Source organism: Dyella terrae (assembly GCF_004322705.1).
GTDB lineage: Bacteria > Pseudomonadota > Gammaproteobacteria > Xanthomonadales > Rhodanobacteraceae > Dyella_D > Dyella_D terrae.
Window position 1 is genome coordinate 93,571 of record NZ_SIZZ01000003.1, and the last position, 26,153, is coordinate 119,723.

Consider the following 26,153-nt stretch of genomic DNA (forward strand, 5'->3'; position numbering starts at 1 on the left):
CCGTTGGCCCAATGGATACACCACGGAAGCCCATCCCTGGCTTCCGTGGTGGCCCGTCTTGTCAGAATGCCCAGTTCAACGTCAGCCTCGCCGACTGATCGCGAACCTCGCCCGCGAACTGCCCGTGGTACCCGACATCGGCGGACACCGCGCGTCCAAGGGCAAAACGCAGTCCCAGGTCGACGACGCCGGCGTTGTCAGCGACCGGCACGCCGTAGGCAACGAATGTCTCCGTGCCACCCACGAAACGCTGGCGCTGTTCCGGCAGGCGATCTCCCCACGCATGCTGCCAACCGACGCCCGCATACGCATGCAGGCCCTGCGGCGCGAGCGTCCACGCGCCGCGCACACCCGCCGTGCCTGCCGTGATGTGCGATGTGCTGCGGTCGACGCTGAGCCCGGCTTCGGTGCCCTGCTCGGTTAACGCATCGTTGCGCACCATCACCTGGGCCAGGTTGAGATAGGGCTCGATCGTGCCGTGCGCGACGTCGAAGCGGTAGCCGCCTTCGAGGTAGGCCTGTGCGGTGTTGGCGTCGTAACGCGCGCTGGCGGTGCCAGTGAACTCGTTGAAATCAAACCGACGCGTCGAGTCCACGCGCTGCCACGCGTAGGCGACGCCGCCGCGCCATTGCACCGGCCCCATATCCCAGCTGGCATACAGCCCGGCGTAGTTGGCTTTGACATGGGCGGAGGCGTCCACCTGGTCGGTGCGCACGCTGTTCTGGCCATGGCCGATGGCGGCGCCGATGCGCAACGCGTCGACGGGCACGTCCGCGCCCACCAGGATGCCGCTGCCGTTGGCTTTAATCGGGCGTGCATTGCCGTCTTCCTTGTGATCGCCCCAATGCCCCCAGACGGACGTCCACGCCGACGTGCCGTCCGGCGAGGTTGTTTCCGTGCCCTGGTTGCCCACATGCCTGCCAAGCAGATGGTTGTTGATCGCATCGCGCACGTAGTGGCTGTCATCGAACAGCGCCGTGTTGGCGCTGGCATGCACGTCGTCGGACAGTTGCGCGAAGGCGTCGCGGGCCTGGCTTTCGCTCGACAACAGGATGCGGTTGTACAGGTACGAGCCGGTGCTCAGGAGGCTGGCCGCTTGCGCCACGCCGCGCTGGTTCCTGGTGGCAGCCAGGCTTGCGAAGGCCACGTCGTTGCGCTCCAGTGAAAGCGTGACGGCATTCGGGCCATAGGCAAGCGTCGGCGTCAGGAAGGCCAGGTCGGCGGTCACCTGGTTGAACATCCCGGTGATGCCTTGTGCCGCCGTGAGGATGGTGTAGTCGGTCATCGGCGCGTAATGACCCGGCTGGCTCAGCTGGAGCACGCTGCCACCGAGAATCGTGGCCGTGCCGCCGACCGTGATCTGGCTGCTCTGGCCTCCGGGCGTGGCGGTCACCTGGTACGTCGAACCATCGTGGAAGGTCGCATTGCCGGAGACGGTGGGATTGCCGACGCCCGGCGCCACCGTGCCCGAAAGATGCAGCGAACCGATGGTGCCGATGCCGCCGAGCGTCGCGCCGGGGCTGACGGTGACGGTGCCGGCGAGCGATGCCCCCGGATGACTGGCATCGCCGACGATGAGCGTGCCGCCCGTGACGGAGGTTGCGCCCGTGAGCGGGTTGTTGCCGTTCAAGGTGACGGTGCCGCTGCCGGCCTTCTGCAAGGTTCCGGTACCGGCGATCACGCCGTTGAATGTGCCGTTCGCGGACTGGTTGAAGATCAGCGCACCGTTGTCGGTGATGTCGCCCTGCAGGCTGGTGGTGCTGCCTTGCAAGGTGCCTGCCGTGATGGTGGTGCCACCGCTGTAGTTGTTGGCGCCACCCAGGGTGAGCGTGCCGGCGCCGGTCTTGGTGAGTGAGCCCGAGCCCGATACATCGCCGGCGAAGCTTCCATCGCTGGCTTGATCAAAGACGAGTGCGCCATCGTCGACGATCGATCCCTGGATGCTGTTCGCATCGCCCTGCAACGTGCCGCCGCTGATCGTGGTGCCGCCGGCGTAGCTGTTGGTACCGCTGAGCGTCAGGGTGCCTGCACCCGACTTGGTGAGCGAGCCGCTGCCCGCCACGTTGCCCGCAAACGTGCCATCGGACGCCTGGTCGAACGACAGCGTCCCGTTGTCGACGATGTTGCCTTGCAGGCTCGATGTATTGCCCTGCAGCGTGCCCATGGCGATCGTCGTACCGCCGGTGTACGTGTGGGTGCCGCCCAGGATCAGCGTGCCCGCACCGGTCTTGCCCAGCGAACCGCTGCCGGAAAGGTTGCCGGCGTAGACACCATCGCTCGCCTGGGAGAAAACCAGTGCACCGTTATCGATGATGTCGCCCTGCAGGCTGGTGGTGTCGCCGATCAAGGTGCCGGCGCTGATCGTGGTGCCGCCGGTGTAGTTGTTCGCACCGTTGAGCAGGAGCGTGCCATTGCCCGATTTGGTCAGCGAACCCGCGCCGCTCACGCTGCCGTTGAACACACCGTCGCTGGCCTGGTCGAACACCAGTGCACCGTTGTTGGCCATGTTGCCTTGCAGGCTGGCGCTGTTGCCCTGGAGCGTGCCCGCCGCGATGGTGGTGCCGCCCGTGTAGTAGTTGGTTCCGTTGAGGACCAGCGTGCCCGCACCGGACTTGGTGAGTGCGCCCGAACCTGCGATGTTGCCGCTGAACGTGCCATCGCTGGCCTGCGCAAAAATCAGCGAACCGTTGTTGGCGATGTTGCCCTGCAGACTGGTGGTGTCGCCCTGCAGCGTGCCCGCCGCGACCAGGGTGCCGCCGCTGTAGGTGTTGGCACCGGACAGAACCAGTGTGCCCGCGCCCAGCTTGGTCAGTGCGCCGCTGCCGCCAAGCGACGGGTTCACGGTGAAGGTGTTGCCCGCATCGGCAATGTCGAACCCGCCGCCCGCGCCGAAGGTGATCGCGCGACCGGTCGACTGGAAGCTGGTGCCGGTGATGCGCAGGATGCCGCCTTCGAAATCGAGGCCACCACCGCTGGCGCCGAGATTGGCGTCGCTGCTCACCGACAAAGTGCCCGCCGTGAGCGTGGTGCCCTGGGTGTAGCTGTTGTTGCCATTCAGGACCAGCGTGCCGGCGCCGGTTTTGTTCAGGCCGTTGCCGACCAGGTTGTTGTCGATGGTCGAGATCCATGCGGCGCTGCCGGCACTGCCATCGCCCACGCGTATCTCGCTCGAGGCGCCCGGCGTCGGTGCCACGAGGGTAAGGTCATTGCCGATCAGGTGATAACCGTCGCTGGCGAACTGCATGCCTTGCACCCGCACCGGATTCGACCCACCGGCGCCGTTGTCGACGGTTACTGTCCCGGCATCGCCACCAAAGATGGCGAACGCATCCGGTGCCTGTCGCGCCGCGGTGACCGAGCCGGTGGCGTCGGTCCAGTTGGTGTTGGGAACCGACCAGGTGCCGCTACCGCCACCCATGCGCGTATCGCTGGCAAGGCCGTTGGCATTCCAGAAGTTGAGCGTCATGCCAACCGTGTTGACCAGGTTGATCTGCTTGCTGGCGGTGAGGTTCTGGATGCTCAGGCCCGGCGTCGACAGCAATATGCCGCCGCTGCTTTGGGTCAGCGTGCCGCCGTAACTGAAGAGGTTGTACACGCCGGGCCCATAGCCACCCGCGTCGATCGGATTGAGCGTGACGCCGCCGAGGTTGAGGTTGCCGCCGACGCTGACGCTGTGCGCCGCGCCGGGCGTCCTGAAATCCGGGCCCGGGGCGCCGAGCGTGATGTCGTACATGCTGCCGAGCGCCAGCGAAAGATCGCCGTTGACCGTCAAGGTGCCACCCAGGCCGCCCGGCGTGAGATGCCCGCCGTTCAGCACCGAAAGATTGCCGCCGATGGTGCCGAATCCACCCACCGCAGCACCGCTCGACACGGTGACATTGCCCGCCAGCCGCGCGCCCGCGTGTGCCGCGTCACCACCGACGATCAGGCTGCCGGCATCGACCACGGTGTCACCGGTGTAGGTGTTGATGCCGTTGAGCGCCAGCACGCCGCTGGTATTGCGCAGCCCGCCGGTGCCATCGATCACGCCATCGAAACTCGCGCCGCCGCTGCCGGCCACACTCAGGCGGTTGCCGCCCAGATGCACGAGGCCGCCGGCACCGGCGAGCGTGCCGATGGTCTGGTCGCCGGCGGCGCTCAGGTCGAAGACGCCGCCGCTCGCCAGCGTCACACCGGCGCTGCGTGCCAGCTGACCACCCGCGCCCATCGCCAGCGTGCCCGACTGGATGCGGGTACCGCCGGTGTAGGTGTTGATGCCGGTCAGCGTTTGCGAGCCGGTGCCGGCGAGGGTCAGTCCCCCGTTGCCGCCGATCACGCCGCCGAAGACGTTGTTGCCGCTGGTGTTGAGGGTCAACGCGTTGGCGCCGAGACTGACGGTGCCGCCGAGGCCGGCAAGGCCGCCGATGGTTTGTGCGCCGGCTTGCGTCATGTCGAACGTGCTACCCGTGGTCAGCGTGACCACGCTGGCTGCATTGAGCGAGCCGCCCGCGCCGAGTGCGAGCGTGCCGCCATTGATGGACGTGGCGCCGTAGGTCTGCGCGCCGGTCAGCGTCAGCGTGCCGGTGCCGGCTTTGACCAGGCTGCCGGTGCCACCGATGCTGCCGCCATACGTCGTCGAGGCGCTGCTGTTGACCACCAGTGCATTGGCGCCGAGGAGGATCTGGCTGCCTGCCGTACCCGTCAGCGCGGCGATGGCCTGGTTGCCGGAGCGGGCCGACATGTCGAAGCGGCCGGCATGGCCGAGTGACAGATTGCCGGTGTCGGCGAGCGCGCCGTTGCCAATCAATGCCAGGGTGCCGGCCGTGATGCTGGTACCGCCGGTGTAGCTGTTGGCGCCGGCCAGGGTCAGCGTCCCGGTGCCTTGCTTGGTCACACCCGCCGTGCCCGCGATGACGCCGCCGAACGTGGTATTCGACGCTGCATTGATGGTCAGCGCGTTGCCGCCGAGATTGACGGTGCCCGCGGCGCCGGACAGCGCGCCGATGCTCTGGATGGCTCCCGCGCCGGATACATCCAGCGTGGCATCGGCATTGAGCAGGCTGACGGCGCTGTTCGCGCCCAGCGACGCACCCGCGCCCAGCACGATCGCGCCGTGGTTGATGGTGGTGTTGCCGGTGTAGGTATTGGCGGCGCCCAGTCGCAGGGCGCCCGTGCCGTCCTTGGTGAGTCCGCCGCTGCCGGAGAGCACGCCGGTCAGGCTGAAGTTGCTGCTGGTGTTGACGCCAAGACCGGTGCCATTGAGCAGGATCGCGTTGCCGATCGCCAGGCCCGTGTCCCTCGCGCCGATCGCGCCGCCGTTGACGGTCAGCGTGCCGGTGCCGAAGGCGGCGTTGTTGTCGAAGTTCACCTGGCCGTCGTTGATCGTCGCGTCGCCGGAAACCAGGGCGCCTTGAAGATTCCACGTACCGCTGTTGACCACCAGGTGACGGAAGTTCACGTACGTCGTCGACGAAGCGTTCGTTACCGCGCCACCCGTGCCCGAGCCCGGCCCGTTGAGCACGTTCTGCAGCACCAGGGTGTTGTTGCCGCCTGCGCCGCCGTCGATCTGGCCCGTGGGCGCGAAGGTCAGGTCGATGCCGACGACACCCAGCAGGTTCAGGCCGAGGCTGCCACCGTTGGTGACGCTGGACCCGGACACGGCCGTGAAGGTGTTGGTGCTGTTCGTCCCCATCGAGACGCCACCGACGATGCTGCCGCTGTTGGCGAAGCTGTTGCCCGTGGCCGAGCGCTCGAAGCCCACGCGACCGGTGATCGTGCCCGTGTTGGTAAAGCTGACCGTGCTGCCGCCGTAAATCGATGCGACGGGCGCATCGGACGGAATGAGTGTGACGCCCAGCAGCGCCGAGGAACCCATGCTGCCGTCATTGCGCACGGTGGTCGTACCACCCGCGCCGTTGCGTACGGAAAGTGCCATGCCGGTGAGGTTGGCGAGGTTCAGTCCCAGCAAGCCTGTGGTGCCATGCATGACGCCAGCGGCTCCGTTGTTGACCCGCACCGTGCTGCCCGTTGCTGGCACCAGCAGGTTCGGATTGCCGATGACGGTGCCGGACGACAGCAAGCTCAGAAGCCCGAGCAGGGAAGGATCGATCGTGCCGGCGTTGTTGAGCGTCGTGCCGTTGCCCGTCAGGGTCAGTGCGCTCCCGCCCAGCCCCAGGAGTACGCCCAGCGTGCTGCCTGCCTGCGTGTTCACGGTGAGGTTGTCAGCCGTGGCGGCGAACGACGGTGCGAGCGGATTGGCGACGCCGGTGCAGGTGACCGTGGCGCCGTTGCCCGGATTTACCGGCGTGCAGGCGGCGGTGGCGGTCGTGGGCATCAAGGCGGCCGCGCAGGCCGCGACGCAGGAAAGGGCCAGCAGCCGGCGCGCCAGCGGGCGCGATGAGGTCGTGGCGCAGGGCAAAGGAAGGGCGCGGCTCATGACGAGCCGGTGGGTAAGGTTCATGGTGTTCCCTGATCTTGGCGAAGGGTGTTGCGACCGGGCCGGGGAAGATCGCGAGTTGAGGCTAGCAACCCGGATGTGTAAGAAAGCGCAAGAAGGTGCGCTGCAAGTGATTGTAAATCCAGTGAATTATCGCTAAGACTCGTCTCATCTTGCACCGACAAGGCGCAATGTCCATGATGGTGCAATGGACACAGACCGCTGGCGGGCCCTCGCGGAACAGATGTCGACCGGACTGGCGCTGGTCGATGCGCGGCTGCAGGTGCTGTGGATCAATCCGGCCCTGGCCGAGTGGCTCGATATCGGCACACGCTCGGCCGTCGGCCAGCCTCTTGGCCTGCTGTTGCAGGAGCCCGAATGGCTTGGGCAGGCCGGGCGGATCGTCGATGAGCAGGGTGGCGTGCAATGGCGCAACGTGGAATTGCGACCGCAGCGTGGCCGCGAACTTCGCGCCGATGTCAGCCTGCAATCCTTCGCCGCCGATCAGCGCTTGCTGGAAGTGCATGTGCTGGCGCCGGTGGCGTCGGCGCCTTCACCACTCTCCGCGACGCTGCGAGGCTTCGCGCATGAGGTGAAGAATCCGCTGGCCGGTTTGCGAGGCGCCGCCCAGCTTCTGCAACGCCGGGTTGCCGACGACGATCTCAAATCGCTGGCTGGCCTGGTGATCGCCGAAGCCGATCGCCTCACTGCCCTGGCCAATCGCCTGCTGCATCACGATGGCGCGGCGAAGCTGGCGCCGGTGAATATCCACGAGCGACTGGAGTGGCTCGCCGATCTGCTGCATGCCGAACCCGGCGCACCGGGCCTGCGCCACGATTACGACCCCAGCGTCCCGGACGTTCTTGGCGATGCCGGTCGCCTGCAACAGGTGCTGCTCAATCTCGCGCGCAACGCCATCGAAGCCGGTGCGCAGGCGATCACGCTGCGCACGCGCATCGAGCACGGCGTGCGCGTCGGCGATCGCATGCTGCGTACGGCGTTGCGGGTCGATGTGATGGATGACGGCCCGGGCGTGCCCGCCGAATTGCGCGACACCTTGTTTGATCCCCTGGTATCGGGCCGCAGCGACGGCACCGGCCTGGGCCTGGCGCTGGCGCGCGAGATTGCGCGCGAGCATGGCGGCGACCTTCGTTTCACCAGCCGGCCGGGCGATACCGTGTTTTCCCTGTGGTTGCCGTTGGAGCGCACGCATGAGTGACGACATCTGGATTGCCGACGACGATCGCGGCGTGCGCTTCGTGCTGGCCGAAGCGCTGCGTGACGCAGGCCTCTCCGTGCGCGAGTTCGGTGACGCGGCAGCCGTATATGACGCGCTCGTCGACACGCGCCCGGCCCTGTTGCTTACTGACGTGCGCATGCCTGGCGAAGATGGCCTTTCGCTGCTCAATGAACTCAAGCGTCGACAGATCGGCCCGGTAATCGTCATGAGTGCGTTTACCGACGTCGCGACCACGGCGGCAGCGTATCGGGCCGGAGCCGCGGACTATCTGGCCAAGCCATTTGACCTGGACCAGGCCGTCGCCGCCGTGCAGCGCGCGCTCGCCGACGTTCCTGCGGACCTGCCCGCGGTGGCACGCGTGCAGGCGAACGCGCTGCTCGGCGAAAGCCCTGCCATGCGCGAAGTGTTTCGCCTGATCGGTCGCGTCGCCGCCAGCGATCTGAATGTGCTGATCACCGGCGAAACCGGCACCGGCAAGGAACTGGTCGCGCGCGCATTGCACGATGAAAGCGCGCGTCGCGACAAACCCTTCGTCGCGCTCAACACCGCCGCTATCCCCAGTGAACTGCTCGAAAGCGAGCTGTTCGGCCACGAAGCGGGCGCCTTCACCGGCGCGACGCGTCGACACGCCGGACGTTTCGAACAGGCCGAAGGTGGCACGCTGTTTCTCGATGAAATCGGCGACATGCCGCTGGCCTTGCAGACGCGCCTCTTGCGCGTGCTGGCCGGTGGCGAGTTCTATCGGGTGGGTGGACGCGAACTGATTCGCGGCAACGTGCGCATCGTGGCGGCGACGCATCAGGACCTCGATGCGCGCGTCGCCGGGGGGCAGTTCCGTGCCGACCTGAAGCATCGCCTGGACGTCGTGCGCATCAGCCTGCCCTCGCTGCGCGAACGTCGCAGCGACATTCCCCTGCTGGCGCAGCATTTCCTTGCCGCCGCCGCGCAGGAATTGAAGCTGCCGCCCAAGCGCTTCGCCAAGGGGACGCTCAAAGCACTTTCGCAGCGTGACTTCCCCGGCAACGTGCGCGAGCTGGAAAACCTCTGTCGCCGCCTCGCCGTGATCGCGCCTGGCATGGAAATTCTGCCCTCCGACCTGGGCAAGGAGAGCCAGGTGCCCGCGCTGGGACACTGGACCGATGCGTTGCGCGAGTGGGTGACGCAAGCCCTCGCCGACGGCGAAAGTGACATCCACACCCGCGCCCGCGAGGCACTCGATCACACGCTGATGCAAGCAGCCCTCGCCCAGCATGAGGGCCATCGCCAGCACGCTGCCGCCGCGCTGGGCGTCGGCCGCAACACGCTCACCCGCAAACTCGGTGCGTCGCGCACGCGTCGCCCGTCGAAGCCTTGACCGGAGTTACCGCATGTCCCTGACCATTCGTCCCGCCGAACGCCGCGATGCCGAACACATCGCCGCGTGGAATATCGCCATGGCCTGGGAAACCGAAGAGAAGCGCCTGGATCCGGCGACCATTGCCCGGGGCGTTGAGGCCGTGTTTGACGAACCGCGCCGCGGCTTCTACATGATTGCCGAGCTCGATGGCGAGGCCGTGGGTTGCCTCCTGGTGACGTACGAATGGAGCGACTGGCGTTGCGGGGACTTCTGGTGGATCCAGAGTGTTTACGTGGTGGCAAGTGCGCGCCGGAGCGGGGCGTTTCGTGCGATGTACGCCGAGGTGACGCGGCGTGCGACGGAGGCGTCGGCCGTGGGCGTGCGCTTGTACGTGGAGACGGAGAATCTTCGCGCGCAGGGGACGTACGAGAAGCTTGGCATGGAGAAGTGCCATTACTTCATGTATGAGGCGATGATCTAATGGCCAACCCACAAGCTCGTCATTCCGGCCTTCGCCGGAATGACGGCGTGAGGGATGCGGCGACAAATGAGTGCAGTCGCCACTGGGTGCCTGCCTTCGCAGGCATGACGGTGTGCGTGGAGACGTAAGGTGAATACCGAACGTGGTCGCGCGTGGATCAATCACCGCGCGCACCCGATGTAGAGCCGCCGGTCGCGCCTCGCCCCGCTTTCAGCGGTGGGGCGGATAGCAAGCAGTCGGACGTTAGTTGGCCTCACCGTCGATCACTTAAGCCTGCGCGTCCCGTGAGACACCTATCTAACGTGAGCGCGCACCCCGCTTTCATGCCATTTTCTTTGGGTTACTTTTCTTTTGGGCAAGCAAAAGAAAAGTGACTCGGCCGACGGCAGTCGGTCGAAACGCCCGCTGCGTAAGCGGCCCGGTCGCGGTATCGCACAGATGAGCCTGATCGCCCCTGGATGCCGGCTTTCGCCGGCATGACGACGTGGGAGTGTGGGGTGGCAAGCGTGTGAGATCACCACGGGGTGCCTGCCTGCGCAGGAATGACGAAACAAAAAGGAACTGAGGGGAATCCCCTCACAGCAACGTCGCGAATTCCTCCGCCGGCATCGGCGGCCCAAACAGAAACCCCTGCAACACCGTGCACCCCGCCGCGCGCAGGAACGCCGCCTGTTCGGCCGTCTCCACGCCTTCCGCCACCACGCCCATCGCCAGGCTCTGCGCCATGGTGATGATCGCTTCGGTGATCGCCGCACTATCGGAATCGGTCGCCACGTCACGCACGAAGGTTCGCGGGATCTTCAGCACGTCGATCGGGAAGTGCTTGAGGTAGGAAAGGCTGCTGTAGCCCGTGCCGAAATCGTCGAGCGCCAGTGATACACCCAGTTCCTTGATCTCGCGCATCAGCAAACGACTCTGTTCGCCACCGGACATCACCATCCGCTCGGTAAGTTCCAGTTCGATCAGTTGCGGCGGCAGCTCGCTCTCCGCCAGAAGTTCCTGCAGGGATGCGCGAAATCCCGGCTGCAGGAACTGTGGCGCGGCCACGTTCACGGCGATGGTGATGCCATGTCCGCGCCGGTGCCATGTCGCGGCCTGCCGGCATGCCTGCTGGAGCGCCCATTTCCCGATGACGCCGATGAGCCCGGTTTCCTCGGCCACCGGCACGAACTGGTCGGGACGATACACATCGCGACCGTCCACCTGCCAGCGCATCAGCGCTTCGGCGCCGACCACGGCGCCGGTATCGGCGTCGACCTTCGGTTGGTAATGAAGTTTGAGATCGCCGCGCCGGATAGCCTTGCGCAGTTCCGACTCGATGCGCATGCGTGCGGCGGGTCGTTGCGTCATGGCGGGAGTAAACAGGCGGAAACTGCTGCGGCCCTGCATCTTCGCCTCGTACATCGCCGTATCGGCGTGGCGGATCATCGTTTCCACGTCGAGCGCGTCGTCGGGATAGATACTGATGCCAGCGCTGAAACTCAGCGGCAGTTCGCTCAGTTCGTTGGGTGGCTGTTCGGCCCAACGACGCATCAGGAGCTCACAGACCAGGCTGGCTTCGCTGGCGCTGTCGACGTGCGGCAGCACCACCATGAATTCGTCACCGGCCGTGCGGCTTACCGTGTCTTCGCTGCGCAGCAGGCCGCGCAAGTGGGTAGCGAAGGTGCGCAGCAGCTGATCGCCGACCTTGTGGCCCAGGGTGTCGTTGATGAGCTTGAAGTGATCGAGGTTGATGAAGATCAGGGCAGCGCGCGACTGGCGCCGCCCGGCGGCGACGATGACCTGTTCAAGCCGTGACTGCAGCAGGCTGCGGTTGGGCAGGCCCGTGAGCGTGTCGTGCTGCGCCATGTGCGCCATCTTCAGCACGAGTGCGCGCGTGGCACTGACGTCATGGAACACCAGCACGCCACCGATGACGTTGCCGGCATGGTCGTGGATCGATGCGGCCGAATCTTCGATCGGCGTTTCGAAGCCGTTGCGATGGACCAGCATCGCGTCGCCACGCAGTTCGACGATGGCGTCGCGCAGAATGGCGTCGAGCAATGGGTTAAGCATGGGTTCGCGCGTCTGGCCATCGATCAGCCGGAACACATCCGAGACGTGCCGGCCAATGGCCGCGCTCTGGCTCCAGCCCGTCATGGCCTCGGCGATGGGGTTGAGCGAGGTGACGCGATGCTGCAGATCCGTGGTGATGACGGCATCGCCGATCGAGCGCAAGGTGACTTCGGCCAGTTCGCGTTCGCGGAACAGCGCTTCTTCGTAGGCTTTTCGCTGGCTGATGTCGGCGATCAGCGCCACGGCATGGAACGGCGTACCGTCGGCCGCACGCACCAGCGATACGCTCAGCTGCACATGCACGATGTGCCCATCGCGATGCACGTAACGCTTTTCCAGTTGGTACGACTCGCGCTTGCCGCTCATAAGCTCAGTCGCCATCACGCGGCTCTTGGTGACGTCGTCCGCGTAGGTGATGTCGCCGATGGTGAGCTTGAGCATCTCCTCTTCGCGATAGCCGAGCATGCTGCAAAGGGCGGCGTTGACGCGCAGCAGCTGGCCGTCGGGCGTGACCAGGGCCATGCCGACCGCGGCGTTCTGGAAGGTGCCGAACAGGCGTGCTTCGCTTTCGCGAAGTCGCGACTCCATGGCGTAGCGTTCGGTGATGTCGATGAACACGGTGAAGACGCCGCGCACCGAGCCGTCGTCGGCGAAGTCGGGCTGGAAGCTGCCGTGCACATAGCACTGCGCGGGGCCGGAGAACATTTCGCCTTCGTAGACTGCCGGCTGGCCAGCCAGTGCTTGCTCGAGGCAACTGCCGGCGCGCTGCAGGCTCAGTTCGTCGATGACTTCGGCGACGCGACGGCCGACCAGATCCTCCGGCAACACGCCCAGCCACGCCTGGTGGGCGAGGTTGACGAAGCGGAAGCGCTGGTCGCGATCGATGTAGGCAATGAGGGCTGGCGCGCCATGAATGACATGCGATGCCCAATCCCGGGGCGACTGCTCATGGTCGTCTGCGATCTGCATCCTGTGGCCGCCCCGTTCGCCCTCCCGGGCGCGTGACGCAGATCATGCGCCAAGTCGCGGTCGCTTGGGCAGTGGGGCGGTCAAGGATTGGGAAGCGCCTTAATGCGGGCTTGCGATTTCAGTGAAGGGCCTGTGCAGGCGCCCCAAGCTGGCCCTCGTCGTCAAGCAGGATGCGACCCAGTGCGTGCACTTCGGCCGGAATACCGACGTGCCCGGCCAGGTGCGACACCAGGGGGCCAAGCGCTTTGGAGTGCAGCGGATAACCATGCGCGAGCACGCGGGCGCGTCCACCGTCGCCGCGCTGGGCGAGCGTGATGGCGACGACGCCCAGCCCGGGGGCTTCGTGCGCGAACAGGCTCGGCGGGTCATACGCCGGATCGACCGCACCCAACACTTCCACCAGATAACCATCGCCGGCCGCAGCCGCGGTGCCGGGCGTGGGCTGCAAGCTCAGCGGGAGGTGGTGCGCATCGAGCAGGGCGGCGTACTGGCGCAGTTCGAACAGGATGCCGGCCAGGTCATGCGGGCGTTGCGCGATATCGTCGGTTTGCGCGGCCAGCCATGCCGACGGCGACTGCGCCAGGACCTTGCCGTCGTGATACTGCAACGCCAGGCCGCGGGCGGTCAGCGTGTGTTCGTCCTTGTACGGCGTCAGCAGGCCGGCTTCCAGCACCTGCCAGAGCGCGGCCAGGTTGACGTGTTCGTACTGCACGCAGGTCAGCGCGATCAGGTCGTTGCGAGTGAGGTAGCGCACGTGCTCCAGCGGCAGGCCGAGCTGGCGGATCAGCCAGTCGGCGGTGCGCTCGCCGGCTTCGCCGCGACCGACCAGTTCCACTTCGAGCTGTTCGAGGAGTTCGGCGGCCAGGTCCTCCGGTGCCAAAAGCGTCAGCGGCAGCAGGCGCATCGGACCGTCGGCATACATGGGGGCCGGCTCCAGCGGCTGGGCCGGCATGTGGCCGTCATGGGTGCCGAAAGCCACCACGTTGTCCAGATGACCGCGCGGCACGCGGCGCGCGAGCTCGTCGAGCGTGGCCCATACGGGGAAGCCCGGGCGCAGCAGCTCAACGGCATCGAACAGGGCGCCGGCCACGGCCAGGCGAGCCTGGTTCACCGCGGGGACCAGCGCGTGCAGGTCGGCGGCGATCAGGCTGGCCAGCTCCGCGGCCTGGTCGCGCTCGAGCGTGAGACGATTCAGGCGGGCGCCCTCAGGCAGCTCCAGCGCCAGAACGACGGGCAGGGCGACCAGCGATTGTGCTTCCACGTGAGTCCAATCCGAACGGCAAAGAACTCAAATTCTAACATTGGGGCCTGTTGGGCTTTCGCGTGCTGGCATAGCGGGTTAGCCTTACTGGCTTAGGCCTGCCCGGACAGTCAGAGACATGGAAAACAGCTCCAAGCGCGTCGGTGTCATCGGCGGCGTACGCATCCCCTTCTGTCGCAACAACACCGCCTACGCCGATGTCGGCAATTTCGGCATGTCGGTGAAAGTGCTCGGTTCACTCGTCGAGCGCTATCGCCTGCACGGCGAGGAGCTCGGCGAAGTGGCGATGGGTGCGGTGATCAAACATTCCTCGGAATGGAACCTGGCGCGCGAAGCCGTGCTCTCGTCGGGCCTGGCGCCGACCACGCCGGGCATCACCACGGCGCGCGCCTGCGGCACCTCGCTGGATAACGCCATCATCATTGCCAACAAGATCGCCGCAGGGCAGATCGAGGCGGGCATCGCCGGTGGTTCGGACACCACCAGCGACGTGCCGATCGTGCTCAGCGAGCGCCTGCGCAAGCGGCTTCTCGCGATCAATCGCGCCAAGGGCTGGCAGGACAAGCTCGCGTCCGCCACGCGCGGCTTCTCGTTCAAGGAATTCAAGCCGGCCTTCCCGGGCGTGGCCGAGCCGCGCACCGGCATGTCGATGGGCGACCATTGCGAGCGCATGGCGAAGGAATGGCATATCACCCGCCAGGCGCAGGACGAACTGGCGCAGTCGAGCCACAAGAAGCTCGCCGCCGCCTATGACGCCGGTTTCTTCGACGATCTCGTGGTGCCCTTCCGCGGCCTCAAGCGCGACGGCTTCCTGCGCCCGGACACGACGCTGGAAAAGCTCGCCTCGCTCAAGCCCGCTTTCGACAAGATTTCCGGCCACGGCACGCTGACCGCCGGCAACTCCACCGGCCTCTCCGATGGTGCTGCCGCCGTGCTGCTCGCCAGTGATGACTGGGCTGCCCAGCGCGGTCTGACGGTGCAGGCGTACTTCAAGGATGCCGAAGTGTCGGCGGTGGATTTCGTCCATGGCGAAGGCCTGCTGATGGCGCCGACGGTGGCCGTGCCGCGCATGCTCAAGCGCCATGGCCTGACGCTGCAGGATTTCGATTTCTACGAGATCCACGAAGCCTTCGCCGCCCAGGTGCTGTGCACGCTGCGCGCGTGGGAAAGCGAAGACTACTGCCGCAACCGCCTGGGGCTGGACCAGCCGCTGGGCAGCATCGATCCGGCCAGGCTCAACGTGCATGGCTCCAGCCTGGCCGTCGGCCATCCGTTCGCCGCCACGGGCGCGCGCATCGTCGCCACGCTGGCGCGCATGCTCGAGCAGAAGGGTTCGGGCCGCGGCCTGATCTCGATTTGCACTGCGGGCGGCATGGGCGTCACCGCCATCCTCGAACGGCCGTAACCACGGCCGTTCCGTTCGCATGCGCGTCATGCCACGTCTTCGCACCACCGCCACCCTCAGCCTGCTGATGCTGCTGGGTGGCATCGCGGGCACCGCGTGGCTCAGCGAACAGACCGCCGGATGGCAGGGCCCGAAGGCGCGCTACGTGCAGGTGCCTGAAAAGCTGGCGCGCCGTCCCGCGACCACGCCGCGTCGCGAACGCCCGCGTGTCGTGCATCCCAGCGAAGTCGGCGCGATCGCAGCGCCCGTCGCGCCGGAGTCGATTTCCCTCACGCCTGTCGACATGCCCTGGCCGGAGACGTCGCTGTTCTCGCGGCGGGAAACACCGGACGGGCGCGTGTTGCTCGACCTGAACGTGGACGGCGTCGGCCATGTCGTGAGCGCGCGCGTGGCCGAATCGAGCGGTAACGCGAACGTGGATGCCGAAGCCCTGAGTGTCGTCAAAGGGTGGCGTTTCGCCGTGCCGGACGGACATCCGGATGGCGCGCGCGGCGAACTCGTATGGCGTGCAGCGGGGGCCGGCCCGTAAAGGTCCGCGCGTCGCGGTTACTTGATCGCCAGCGCCAGCACGATACCCACCCACAACACCATGCCGAGCCAGTTGTTGTTGCGAAAAGCGGCCAGGCAAGCCGTGCGGTCGTGGGTGCGGATGCTCCACATCTGGCGCGCGAACAGGCCGATGGCCACCACGAGGGCTAGCCAATAAGGCCAGCCCAGTGCCCCGCGCTGTCCCACGAAGAACATGGCGAGCACGAAGGTGGCGATCAGGATGGAGAGGATCGGGATGTCCGCGTCGCCAAAAAGAATCGCCGTGGATTTGGCACCGGCCTTGATGTCGTCTTCGCGATCGACCAGCGCGTACTGCGTGTCGTAGATCACCGACCAGATGATGTTGGCGATAAACAGCAGCCAGCCCAGCGGCGGGACCGTGTTGCTCACCGCTGCAAACGCCATCGGAATCGACCAGCCGAACGCCGCGCCCAGCACCACCTGCGGCAAATGCGTGTAGCGCTTGGTGAATGGATAGATGGCCGCCAGCGCCGCACCCGCGAAAGACAGCTTGATCGTCAGCGGGTTGGTGAACAGCACCAGGATGAACGAGAACGCCAGCAACGCGCCGAACACGATCAGCGCCTCCTTCGGCGTGACGCGTCCTGACGCGATCGGTCGGCCCGCGGTGCGTTCCACCTGCGGATCGAGCTTGCGGTCGGCAAAGTCGTTGATCGCGCAACCGGCAGCGCGCATGGCGAACACGCCCATCGTGAAGATCACCAGCAGCTTGACCGGCGGGAAATCACCGGCGGCCAGCCACAGCGCCCACCACGTCGGCCACAACAGCAGGAGCGCGCCAATCGGGCGGTCCATGCGCGTGAGCACCAGGTAATCCAGCGCCTTTTCGCGGATGTTCGGCGGCAACTTCTGCATCAGGAACATCAGCACGCGCGTCGCCCGGGTGGAACTGTCCGCGGGGCGGGTCGGTGCGCTGGCGCCGGGCTTGGGGCGCGCGGCACTGTGGGTGTTCGAGACGCGCCGCTGGCGCTTACGGGAGGGAGAGGCCATAAGACCTACAGTTTAGCGTGGCTGGATGTCAGGCATAGCGTGATCCAGGCCGGGATTCCGCTGACTCATGTGGGACAATGCCCGCTGCATCCCCGTTTGTGGCCTACCGAATCCTCAGCCATGCCCGTCAGCATCAGTCACATCGCCTGGATCGTCAGCCACCCGGGTCGAACCGCCGACCTGCTCGCCGGCGTGTTTGAAAACGTGCGGATCGTGCGCGAAGCGCCCGATGCGGAAGGCCACGTGGAGACACGGGTGCGCATCGGCAACACCTGGCTGGTGCTGGTGGAAGGTCAGGGGCCCGCATCGCGCAATGGCGATCACGTGGCTTTCGCCGTCAGCAAAGAAGAACAGCTGGCCTGCGCTCGTCGCCTGGACGAGCTGGCGGTGGACTACATGATGTCCAGGGAAGACAGCGCGCTGTACTTCAGCGACTACGACAACCATGTCATTGAGCTGGATACGCTGCCGCCTGTGGATTGACGTTTCCGCGGGGCTTATACATCGCTCCGCTAGGACAATTCCCTGCAATGCAAGGCATCCGTCGCCGACTCAACGGTCGCCCATGGATGCGGTAAGCGCTGCCTCGACTGCTAGTGTCAGCGCTTTTGCAGGAGGCGCCATGAAACACATCAACGGATGGTTCGCGATTGCCTTGTCGCTGGTTTGCAGCTGCGCCATGGCCGGGGAGCGCCCACCCTCCCGTTACTTCGCCTTCATCAGTTACGCGGGCGCACCCAAGATCGACGCCAACGAATTCATCGTCGAAGTGGCCAACCCGGACGTCGCCGCTCAATTCGAAGACATCCTCCGGCATCGCGTCATGCATCCGAACATCGCGTTCGAGGGCAGGGTGGTGCCGGGGCGCACGATCGAGAACGCCGCATGGCCCTATCACCTTGACCCCAAGTCAGTGAAAGTCGGTAGCACGGGGGCGCTCGATGAGTGCGACTCGACACCCGAGAACATCGAGGCGAACTTGACGGACGTGGGTGGGCGCATTCTCCCCGGTGGATGGTGGTGCCCCTGGTCGATGCACCTGTCACGGGAAGTCCTTCGTTAGTTCAGGTCGGCTCACTCCGGAGCAGCAGCGCATAGGCCGGATGCATGCTTTCATCGCGGCAGGGATAACCCAGGCCCTCGACAAACCGTGCGAACAACGAGCGCTCATGCCGGGGCACCTGCAAGCCCACCAGGATGCGCCCATAGTCCGCGCCTTGGTTGCGGTAATGGAACAGGCTGATGTTCCAGTCCGGGTGCATCCGCGCAAGGAAGCGCGTCAGGGCTCCGGGCCGCTCGGGAAATTCGAAGCGATAGAGCAACTCGTCGTGTGCCAGCGCCGAGCGACCGCCGATCATGTGGCGAAGGTGCAGCTTCGCCAGCTCATCGTCCGTCAGGTCCAGCACGCCGAATGACTGCGCGCGGAACGCAGCGGCAAGCGCCTCGCGCTCTTCCCGGCTGCGGATTTGGATGCCGACAAAGATATGCGCCTGCGAGGCGTCGCTGATCCGGTAGTTGAATTCCGTGATTGAGCGATCGCCGAGTGCCGCGCAGAAGCGTCGGAAGCTACCGCGTTCTTCGGGGATCGTGACGGCGAACACGGCTTCCCGCTGCTCGCCGACTTCGGCGCGCTCGGCGACGAAACGCAGGCGGTCGAAGTTGAGATTGGCGCCAGAGACCACGGCGGCATAGGTTTCGCCAGCTCCGTGGCGGCTCGCTGCATAAGCCTTGAGGCCGGCCACGGCGAGCGCACCGGATGGCTCAGGCACGCTGCGTGCATCCTGGAAAACATCGCGCATCGCCGCGCAGATCGCATCCGTATCCACGCGTATCACGGCATCCACATGGCGCTGGCATAGCGCATACGTCAGTGCGCCCACTTGCTTGACGGCGGTGCCGTCGGCGAACAGGCCCACTTCATGCAGAACGACGCGGGCCTTGGTGTCGAGCGATTGCGCCATGGCGTCGGAATCGATGGCCTGCACCCCGATGATCTTCACCTCGGGACGAATTGCCTTGACATACGTTGCCATGCCGGCGATCAGGCCACCCCCGCCGATGGGCACGAACAACGCATCAAGCCGGCCCGGATGCTGGCGCAGGATCTCCATGGCCACCGTGGCCTGGCCGGCGATGACGGCTTCGTCGTCGAACGGATGCACGAACGTCATGTCGCGCGCCTGGCAAAGTCGGTTCGCCTCGGCCTGGGCATCGCTGTAGGAATCGCCGGCCAGCACGACCTCCACCCATTCGCCGCCCAACTGCCTCACCGCGTCCACTTTGACCTGTGGCGCCGTGGCGGGCATGACGATGACGGCATGCATGCCGAGCCGTGCCGCACCGAGCGCCACGCCCTGCGCATGATTGCCCGCCGACGCTGCAATGACCCCGCGCGCACGCTCCTGTGGCGATAGCCCGACCATCTTGTTGTATGCACCGCGCAGCTTGAAGGAATGCACGGGCTGCTGATCCTCACGCTTCAGCAGCACGGTCGCACCAAGGCGCTCAGAGAGTGCCGGGGCCACGTCAAGCGAGGTTTCGCGCGCGACGTCATACACGCGTGCCTCCAGGATGCGGCGCAGCCAGGCGTGGTCGTCGGCGAGCGCCGGGCTTGCCGTGGCGAGCGCCGCCGCGTTCATGCGGCGAGTTCTTCTGCCGGATGACTCACGTCGATGACGTCGACCAGCTTGCGCGTCTGCTTGATCAGCTGATCCACCGATTCGTCGGCACCGTGCATGACCAGCGTGAGCCGCGACACCGCCGGATCCTGCGTGACGGCGACATTCAGCGAGTCGATGTTGAAGCCGCGCGCGGAAAACAGGCCGGCGACGCGAACCAGTGCGCCCGCCTCGTTCTGCAGAAGGATGGAAAGCGTGTGCTTCATGGCTGTCTCCGCTCAGAACATGTGGGTGGGTGAGTCGCCGGGTGCATCGGCTTCATGGCGGGCAGCAATGAAATCCCCGGTGATCATCTGTGCATAGGTCGCACCCGGGCCCACCATGGGGTACACGCCGGCATCCGGATCGATCATCACTTCAAGGAAGGCCGGGCCCGGATGGGCGAGGAAGTCAGCGACGGTATCGGCGAGCTCTTCCTTGCGCTCGAGCCGCCGCGCCCACTCGAAGCCATCCGCCTGCGCGGCCTTGATGAAATCCTTGCGGTGCAGGCTTTTGTCGGACGACGCAAAGCGGCCCCGGAAGAACAGCTTCTGCCACTGCCGCACCATGCCGTCGCCCATATTGTTGAGCACGACAATCTTCACCGGCAGGCCGTACGTGGTCACGGTTTCGAGCTCGCCGAGATTCATGCGGATGCTGGCGTCGCCATCAATATCGATGACCACGGCATCGCGGCGCGCGAACTGTGCACCTATGGCCGCCGGCAGGCCGAAACCCATCGTGCCCATCGAACCGGAACTCAGCCAGTGGCGCGGCTCGCGGAAGTCGAAGTACTGCGCCGCCCACATCTGGTGCTGGCCGACGCCCGTGCTGATGATGGCGTGGCCGCGCGTGTGGCGGTTGATGGCCTCGATCACGGCATAAGGCTGGATCAGGGCGCTGTCGCGGTCGTAATCCAGCGCGTGATCGCGCTTGAGGGTGGCGATGTGCGCATGCCACTCGTCGAAGCGACGGCTGACGCCATGGGCAACCGCCCAGACGGCCAGCCGATCGAGCGCATGGGCCAGGTCGCCGTTGTGATGCCAGTGGACCGCCTTCACCTTGCCGATCTCGGCCGGATCGATGTCGATCTGCGCGATGAACTGCGCGTTTGGTGCAAACTTCAGTGGCACGCCCGCCACGCGATCGTCGAAGCGCGCGCCAAGCGCGAACAGGAAGTCGCAATCCTCCACGGCGTAGTTGGCATAGGCCGTCCCGTGCATGCCCAGCATGTGCAGGGCCAGCGGCTCGGTGGTGTCGTAAGCGCCCAAGCCCATGAGCGTGGTGGTGACCGGCATGCCCAGTTGCTCGATGAAGCGGCGGAGTTCGGCAGCCGCGCCGGAAGCGATGACGCCACCGCCCGCGTAGATCAGCGGTCGTTTCGCGCGTGACAGCGCGTCAAAGAACGCGGTGCAGGCAGCATCATCCAGACGCGACTGTTCCAACGTTGCCAGTCGCGCCCGATAGCCGGGCATGGGCAGCGTGCCCTCGCCGCGAAAGGCGAGAGGCGTGTTCTGTACGTCCTTGGGAATATCCACGACGACCGGTCCCGGTCGCCCGCTGCGCGCGATCTCGAACGCGGTGCGAATCGTGTCCTCCAGCTTGCTGGCATCGGTCACGAGGAACACGTGCTTGGCGCAGGCGCTCATGATGTTGCTGATCGGCGCCTCTTGAAACGCATCGCTGCCGATGGCCGACGTCGGCACCTGGCCGCAGATGACCACCATGGGAATGGAGTCGGACATCGAGTCGCGCACCGGCGTCACCATGTTGGTCGCGCCCGGGCCCGACGTGACGATGGCCACGCCAACCTTGCCGGATGCGCGCGCATAACCGGCGGCCATGAAGCCCGCGCCCTGTTCATTCGCCGGCACGATCAAGGGCATCGGCTCGCCACCAAGCGGGCTCAGGTGCGTGGCGTTGTAGCGGAATACCGCGTCGTACACGGGCAGGATGGCGCCACCCGAATAACCGAAGAGCACGTCGACGCCTTCGTCGGCGAGCACCTGCACCACCACTTCCGCACCGGACATCGGCTGCGCGTTGAGCGGGTGGGCGGTGATGCGTTCTGCGTGCAAGGCGGTCATGTGCTGAGTGTTTCCCTGGTTGGCATGAGTGGTTCTGGCGTGGCACGAAGCGGGAGACAGCATGGCCGTGGCTCCCGCTTCGACCGGTACGGCGTCAGCCCACCTTCTTCAATGGCTCGGCGGCGGCTTTCGGTGCGTTAGCCTGCAACCAGGGCATCCGCGCACGGAGCTTCGCGCCCACCTGTTCGATCGGATGATCGAGGTCGGCCTGCTTCAGGCGCTTGTAGTTGGGCAAGCCCGCCTGGTACTCGGCGATCCAGTTGCGGGCGAAGGTGCCGTCCTGGATATCGGTGAGCACGCCCTTCATGCGCTCCTTGGTGGCGGCGTCCACGACGCGCGGGCCGCTGACATAGTCGCCGTACTGCGCCGTCTCGGAGACAAACTCCAGCATGCGCGCGATGCCGCCTTCGTAGAACAGGTCCACGATGAGCTTCAGCTCGTGCAGCACTTCGTAGTACGCGATCTCCGGCTGGTAACCGGCTTCCACCAGGGTCTCGAAACCGGCCTGCACCAGCGCGCTGGCGCCGCCGCAGAGCACGGCCTGTTCGCCGAACAAATCCGTTTCGGTCTCTTCCTTGAAATCGGTCTTGATCAGCAGCGCGCGACCGCCGCCAATGCCGTCGGCATACGCCTTGGCCTTGGCTTCCGCCTCACCGCTGACGTCCTGGTGCACAGCCCAGATGCACGGCACACCACGACCGATCTCATATTCGCGACGCACGAGAGCGCCCGGGCCCTTGGGCGCCACGAGGATCACGTCGATGTCGGCGCGCGGTGCGATCTGGCCGAAGTGCACATTGAACCCGTGGGCGAACAACAGCGCGGCACCCGGCTTGATGTTCGGCTCGATCGACTCGCGATACAGCGACGGCTGCACCATGTCCGGGGTGAGCACGGCGACGAGATCGGCGCCGCGCACGGCGTCGCCCGGCTCGGCCACGTTGAAGCCTTCGGCCTTGGCGCGCTCCCAGGAGGGGCCGCCCTTGCGCAAGCCAACGATGACGTCCAGGCCGGAGTCGCGCAGGTTCAGCGCATGTGCGCGGCCCTGGCTGCCGTAACCAAGCACGGCAATGCGGGCATCGGCCAGCGTCGGGTGGGAGGTGTTGCTGCTCATGCGGTGACTCCTTCGTTATCGGTGACGTGTTGGCGTTGGGAGGTGCTGACGTGGGTATCGGGATGCGTGGTGGCGCCGTCGGAAGCGGAGCCCACAAGTCGTGCGTATTTGGCGAGCGCGCCGCGCGTGACCTTCGGCGCCGGTGGTGACCAGTGGCGGCGGCGATCGACGAGGTCGGCGTCGGTATCGATCTCGCGCGTGCCCGCGTCGATGCGGATGCGATCGCCATCGCGCAGCAGGGCAATCGGCCCGCCGCGTGCGGCTTCCGGCGAGATATGACCGACCATGAAACCGTGCGTGGCGCCGGAGAAGCGGCCGTCGGTGATCAGGGCAACGTCGTCGCCGAGACCGCGACCGATCAATGCCGCCGTGACGCCGAGCATCTCGCGCATGCCGGGGCCGCCGGCCGGGCCTTCGTTGCGGATGACCAGTACGTCGCCCTTGCGGATGCTGCCGCCCTGCACGGCGGCAAAGGCCTGTTCTTCACTTTCGAAGACGCGTGCCGTGCCTTCGAAGTGGCTGGTGCCCTTGCCGGCGAGCTTGAGAATGCAGCCTTCCGGGGCGAGGTTGCCGTAGAGGATGGAGTAGCCGCCACGCGGCTTGATCGGTTGCGCGACCGGCAGAATGACGTTCTGTTGTTCGGCGCGCGGTGCCGCTTCAGCTTCTTCGAACAGGCTTCGACCCGTGACGGTCGGTGCATCGTCCAGCATCCCGGCGGCGATCAGTTCCTGTGCGACGCGCGCACTACCACCTGCGCCGAACATCTCGACGGCGGTATAGCGGCCGCCAGGCAAGAGATCCGCAATCACCGGCGTGTGCTTCGAGGCGGGTTCGAAATCCTCCAGCGTCCAGGATGCGCCGGCTTCGCGTGCGATGGCGAGCAGGTGAAGTACGGCATTGGTGGATCCGGCCGTGGCGGCCACCATGCGCGCCGCATTGCGCAGCGACGTGCGATTGATCAGCGCGCGCGGCGAGCGTTGCTGCGCCAGGCATTCCATCACCAGCTCGCCGCAACGACGCGCGGCAGCTGCCTTTGCCGGATGCGTGGCGGGAATGTCGTTGAAGCCCATAGGGGACAGGCCCAGCGTCGTCAGCACCATCGCCATGGTATTGGCGGTGAACTGGCCGCCGCAGGCACCGGCACCGGGGCACGCATCGCGCTCGACCGAAGCGAGTTCGGCGTCGTCGATCTTGCCGGCGCCATGCGCGCCGACGGCTTCGAACACCTGCTGCAAGGTGATTGGATGATTGTCGTGCGTCCCGTGCGCAATGGTGCCGCCGTAAAGCGCCACCGCCGGGATATCGAGGCGCGCCATGGCCATCGCGGCGGCGGGGATGGTCTTGTCGCAGCCGCACAGCACCACCATCGCATCGAGGCAGTGGCCGTCGACGGCCAGCTCGATCGAATCGGTGATCACCTCGCGACTGATCAGCGAGGCGCGCATGCCCGGTGTGCCCATGGCGATGCCGTCCGTCACCGCGATGGTGTTGAACTCGATCGGCGTACCACCGGCAGCACGAATGCCCGCCGACACATGTTCGGCCAGTTCGCGCAGGTTGAGGTTGCACGGGCTGACGTTCGACCAGGTATGCACCACCGCCACCAGCGGCTTGGCGATGTCCGCGTCGTCCAGGCCAGTGGCGCGCATCATGGCGCGTGCAGGTGCGCGGTCCGGGCCGCTCTTGATCAGGTCACTGCGCATGAAGATTCCAGGACATGGGTGATGGAAAGGTTGCCCTCCGCGCGTGCGCGCGCTGCGGTGACAGGGCTGGGGAGAGCGATGGACACCCGGGGTGTGGTGTTCGCCCTCGCAGCAGCACGCACGCGGGGAGAGGCAAGGGGTGCGAAGGCGCTATCGCCTTCGCGTGAGTTCGGGCGGGCGCGGCTCAGCCGCACGCGCGCGCGCCGCAGAAGAAGGCTTCGGCGTTGGCAACGTGTTCGTCGAGTGCGGCGATCACGGCGTGGCGAATGTCGGTGGTACCCGCGTGGCCGCCGATGTCACGCGTGTGCGGGCCGTGCTCCAGCACCTGTGCCACGGCGGCTTCGACGTGGGCCGCTTCGTCTTCCAGGCCCAGCGAGTGACGCAGCAGCATCGCGGCGGAAAGGATGGCGCCGGTGGGGTTAGCCACGCCCTTGCCGGCAATGTCCGGGGCGGAGCCGTGGATGGGCTCGTAGAGGCCCCGCGAGCCTTCGCCAAGCGAGGCCGACGGCAGCAGGCCCAGCGAGCCGGCGATGGCGGCGGCTTCGTCTGTGAGAATGTCGCCGAAGAGGTTCTCGGTGACCACGACGTCGTAGTAGCCCGGCTGGGTCAGCAACAGCATGGCCATGGAATCGACCAGCTGGTGCTCCAGCTTCACGTCCGGGTATTCGGCGGCGATGCGCTGCACCGTGCTGCGCCACAGGCGCGAGGTTTCCAGCACGTTGGCCTTGTCGACCGAGGTGACATGGCGGCGACGTTCGCGCGCCAGCTCAAAGGCGCGGCGCGTGACACGCTCGACTTCGGCGACGGTGTATTTGCATTCGTCGGTCGCGGTATCGGGCGTACGCGTTTTCGCGCCGAAATAGGCGCCACCGGTCAGTTCACGCACAAACAGCACGTCGACGTGGCGCAGCTTGTCTTCCTTGAGCGGCGACAGCGCGGCCAGTGCCGGATGCACGTTGAGCGGGCGCAGATTGGCGTAGACGCCCAGCGCGGCGCGCAGCGCCAGCAGACCCTGTTCCGGGCGCACCGGGGCCTGCGGATCGGACCACTTCGGTCCGCCGACAGCGCCCAGCAGCACCGCATCGGCTTGCTGGCACGCCTTGAGCGACGCGTCGGGCAACGGCGAACCCGTGGCATCGATGGCGCAGCCGCCGATCAGGTGTTCCTCGAACGCAAACTCATGATCGAAGTGCGCGGCAACAGCCTGCAGAACAGCAACGGCAGCGGCGGTGACTTCCGGACCGACGCCATCGCCGGGCAGGGTGACGATACGGGCTTTCATGCGGCTTGCTCCTGGTGCGATTCATAGCGGGAGATGGCGTCGGCGTGTTGCAGCAGATAGCCGAGCTGATCGACGCCGTTGAGCAGGCAATGGCGCGCGAAGGGTTCGAGCTGGAAGGCAATGCGGCCGCCGTCGGGCAGGGCGATGTACTGGCCTTGCACGTCGATGGTCAGCTCGATGCCGGGATGGCCCAGCAGCCAGCGGTGTTCGGCGTCGGAGATGACGATGGCGAGCAGGCCGTTCTTCAGCGCGTTGTTGCGAAAGATGTCCGCGATCTCGCTGCACAACACCGCTTGGATGCCGTCGTCGAGTAGCGCCCATGGGGCGTGTTCGCGCGAGGATCCGCAGCCGAAGTTGCGGCCGGCGACAAGGATCGAGCAACCCCTGGCTTGCGGCTGGTTCAGCGGAAAGGCCGGGTTGTCACTGCCGTCCGGCAGATAGCGCCAGTCGTTGAAGCAGCGCTTGCCGAGGCCTGCGCGTTGGGTGGTGGTGAGGAAGCGCGCCGGGATGATGCGATCGGTGTCGATGTTTTCGTCGGCGAGGACGGCCGTGCGTGAGTGGAGGCGGGTAACGGGGCGCATCAGAAGG

At 66.2% G+C, this 26,153-nt stretch carries 17 protein-coding genes and 1 pseudogene; 7 read left to right on the plus strand and 11 right to left on the minus strand.

The genetic code is table 11. The features are described from left to right. Positions 1–61: 61 nt before the first annotated feature. A pseudogene (locus tag EYV96_RS15950) lies at positions 62–5,158 on the minus strand (autotransporter-associated beta strand repeat-containing protein); the annotation flags it as partial. Between the two features lie 1,465 nt (positions 5,159–6,623). On the opposite strand from EYV96_RS15950, the gene EYV96_RS15955 reads away from it, so the two are divergent. From EYV96_RS15955 to EYV96_RS15965, 3 genes are read left to right on the plus strand one after another with little or no spacing between them, the layout of a single operon-like run. Next, positions 6,624–7,634, plus strand: a complete 1,011-nt coding sequence (locus EYV96_RS15955; protein ID WP_131152573.1) for a two-component system sensor histidine kinase NtrB — start codon at positions 6,624–6,626, stop codon at positions 7,632–7,634. Continuing rightward, on the plus strand, positions 7,627–9,009 hold the full coding sequence (gene ntrC, locus EYV96_RS15960; RefSeq protein WP_131152574.1) for a nitrogen regulation protein NR(I): 1,383 nt from the start codon (positions 7,627–7,629) through the stop codon (positions 9,007–9,009). Before EYV96_RS15955 ends, ntrC begins: the two co-directional genes overlap by 8 nt. A gap of 13 nt (positions 9,010–9,022) precedes the next feature. Further along, positions 9,023–9,472: a GNAT family N-acetyltransferase gene (locus EYV96_RS15965; RefSeq protein WP_131152575.1), complete on the plus strand. Its 450-nt coding sequence runs from the start codon at positions 9,023–9,025 to the stop codon at positions 9,470–9,472. A 576-nt stretch (positions 9,473–10,048) separates the two neighbouring features. Here EYV96_RS15965 and EYV96_RS15970 read toward each other — a convergent pair. Then, positions 10,049–12,496, minus strand: a complete 2,448-nt coding sequence (locus tag EYV96_RS15970; protein WP_131152576.1) for a sensor domain-containing protein — start codon at positions 12,494–12,496, stop codon at positions 10,049–10,051. Between the two features lie 118 nt (positions 12,497–12,614). Beyond that, positions 12,615–13,757, minus strand: a complete 1,143-nt coding sequence (locus tag EYV96_RS15975; RefSeq protein WP_131152577.1) for a hypothetical protein — start codon at positions 13,755–13,757, stop codon at positions 12,615–12,617. Positions 13,758–13,875: 118 nt separating this feature from the next. On the opposite strand from EYV96_RS15975, the gene EYV96_RS15980 reads away from it, so the two are divergent. Then, positions 13,876–15,162: an acetyl-CoA C-acetyltransferase gene (locus EYV96_RS15980; protein ID WP_131152578.1), complete on the plus strand. Its 1,287-nt coding sequence runs from the start codon at positions 13,876–13,878 to the stop codon at positions 15,160–15,162. A 28-nt stretch (positions 15,163–15,190) separates the two neighbouring features. Then, complete coding sequence (locus tag EYV96_RS15985) at positions 15,191–15,691, plus strand: energy transducer TonB (RefSeq protein WP_131152579.1); 501 nt, start codon at positions 15,191–15,193, stop codon at positions 15,689–15,691. Positions 15,692–15,708: 17 nt separating this feature from the next. On the opposite strand, the gene ubiA is transcribed toward EYV96_RS15985, so the two are convergent. Then, positions 15,709–16,596 (minus strand): 4-hydroxybenzoate octaprenyltransferase, encoded by an 888-nt coding sequence (ubiA, locus tag EYV96_RS15990; RefSeq protein ID WP_425478751.1) that lies wholly within the window; start codon positions 16,594–16,596, stop codon positions 15,709–15,711. Positions 16,597–16,842: 246 nt separating this feature from the next. On the opposite strand from ubiA, the gene EYV96_RS15995 reads away from it, so the two are divergent. Beyond that, complete coding sequence (locus EYV96_RS15995) at positions 16,843–17,205, plus strand: VOC family protein (RefSeq protein WP_131152581.1); 363 nt, start codon at positions 16,843–16,845, stop codon at positions 17,203–17,205. Positions 17,206–17,344: 139 nt separating this feature from the next. After that, on the plus strand, positions 17,345–17,785 hold the full coding sequence (locus tag EYV96_RS16000; RefSeq protein WP_131152582.1) for a BP74-related protein: 441 nt from the start codon (positions 17,345–17,347) through the stop codon (positions 17,783–17,785). A gap of 1 nt (position 17,786) precedes the next feature. Here EYV96_RS16000 and ilvA read toward each other — a convergent pair whose 3' ends face one another. From ilvA to leuD, 7 genes are all read right to left on the minus strand, one after another. Then, positions 17,787–19,361, minus strand: coding sequence for a threonine ammonia-lyase, biosynthetic (gene ilvA, locus EYV96_RS16005; RefSeq protein WP_131152583.1), 1,575 nt, complete (start codon positions 19,359–19,361; stop codon positions 17,787–17,789). Continuing rightward, on the minus strand, positions 19,358–19,606 hold the full coding sequence (gene ilvN / locus EYV96_RS16010) for an acetolactate synthase small subunit (RefSeq protein WP_131152584.1): 249 nt from the start codon (positions 19,604–19,606) through the stop codon (positions 19,358–19,360). Before ilvN ends, ilvA begins: the two co-directional genes overlap by 4 nt. A gap of 12 nt (positions 19,607–19,618) precedes the next feature. Continuing rightward, positions 19,619–21,466, minus strand: coding sequence for a biosynthetic-type acetolactate synthase large subunit (ilvB, locus tag EYV96_RS16015; protein ID WP_240732624.1), 1,848 nt, complete (start codon positions 21,464–21,466; stop codon positions 19,619–19,621). A gap of 94 nt (positions 21,467–21,560) precedes the next feature. After that, positions 21,561–22,580 (minus strand): ketol-acid reductoisomerase, encoded by a 1,020-nt coding sequence (gene ilvC / locus EYV96_RS16020; protein WP_131152585.1) that lies wholly within the window; start codon positions 22,578–22,580, stop codon positions 21,561–21,563. Continuing rightward, a complete protein-coding gene (ilvD, locus tag EYV96_RS16025; protein ID WP_131152586.1) occupies positions 22,577–24,283 on the minus strand; it encodes a dihydroxy-acid dehydratase in 1,707 nt (568 codons plus the stop codon). The genes ilvC and ilvD overlap by 4 nt, the downstream gene beginning before the upstream one ends. 184 nt (positions 24,284–24,467) lie before the next feature. Next, positions 24,468–25,565, minus strand: coding sequence for a 3-isopropylmalate dehydrogenase (leuB, locus tag EYV96_RS16030; RefSeq protein WP_131152587.1), 1,098 nt, complete (start codon positions 25,563–25,565; stop codon positions 24,468–24,470). Continuing rightward, a complete protein-coding gene (gene leuD / locus EYV96_RS16035) occupies positions 25,562–26,146 on the minus strand; it encodes a 3-isopropylmalate dehydratase small subunit (protein WP_131152588.1) in 585 nt (194 codons plus the stop codon). Before leuD ends, leuB begins: the two co-directional genes overlap by 4 nt. Positions 26,147–26,153: the final 7 nt, after the last annotated feature.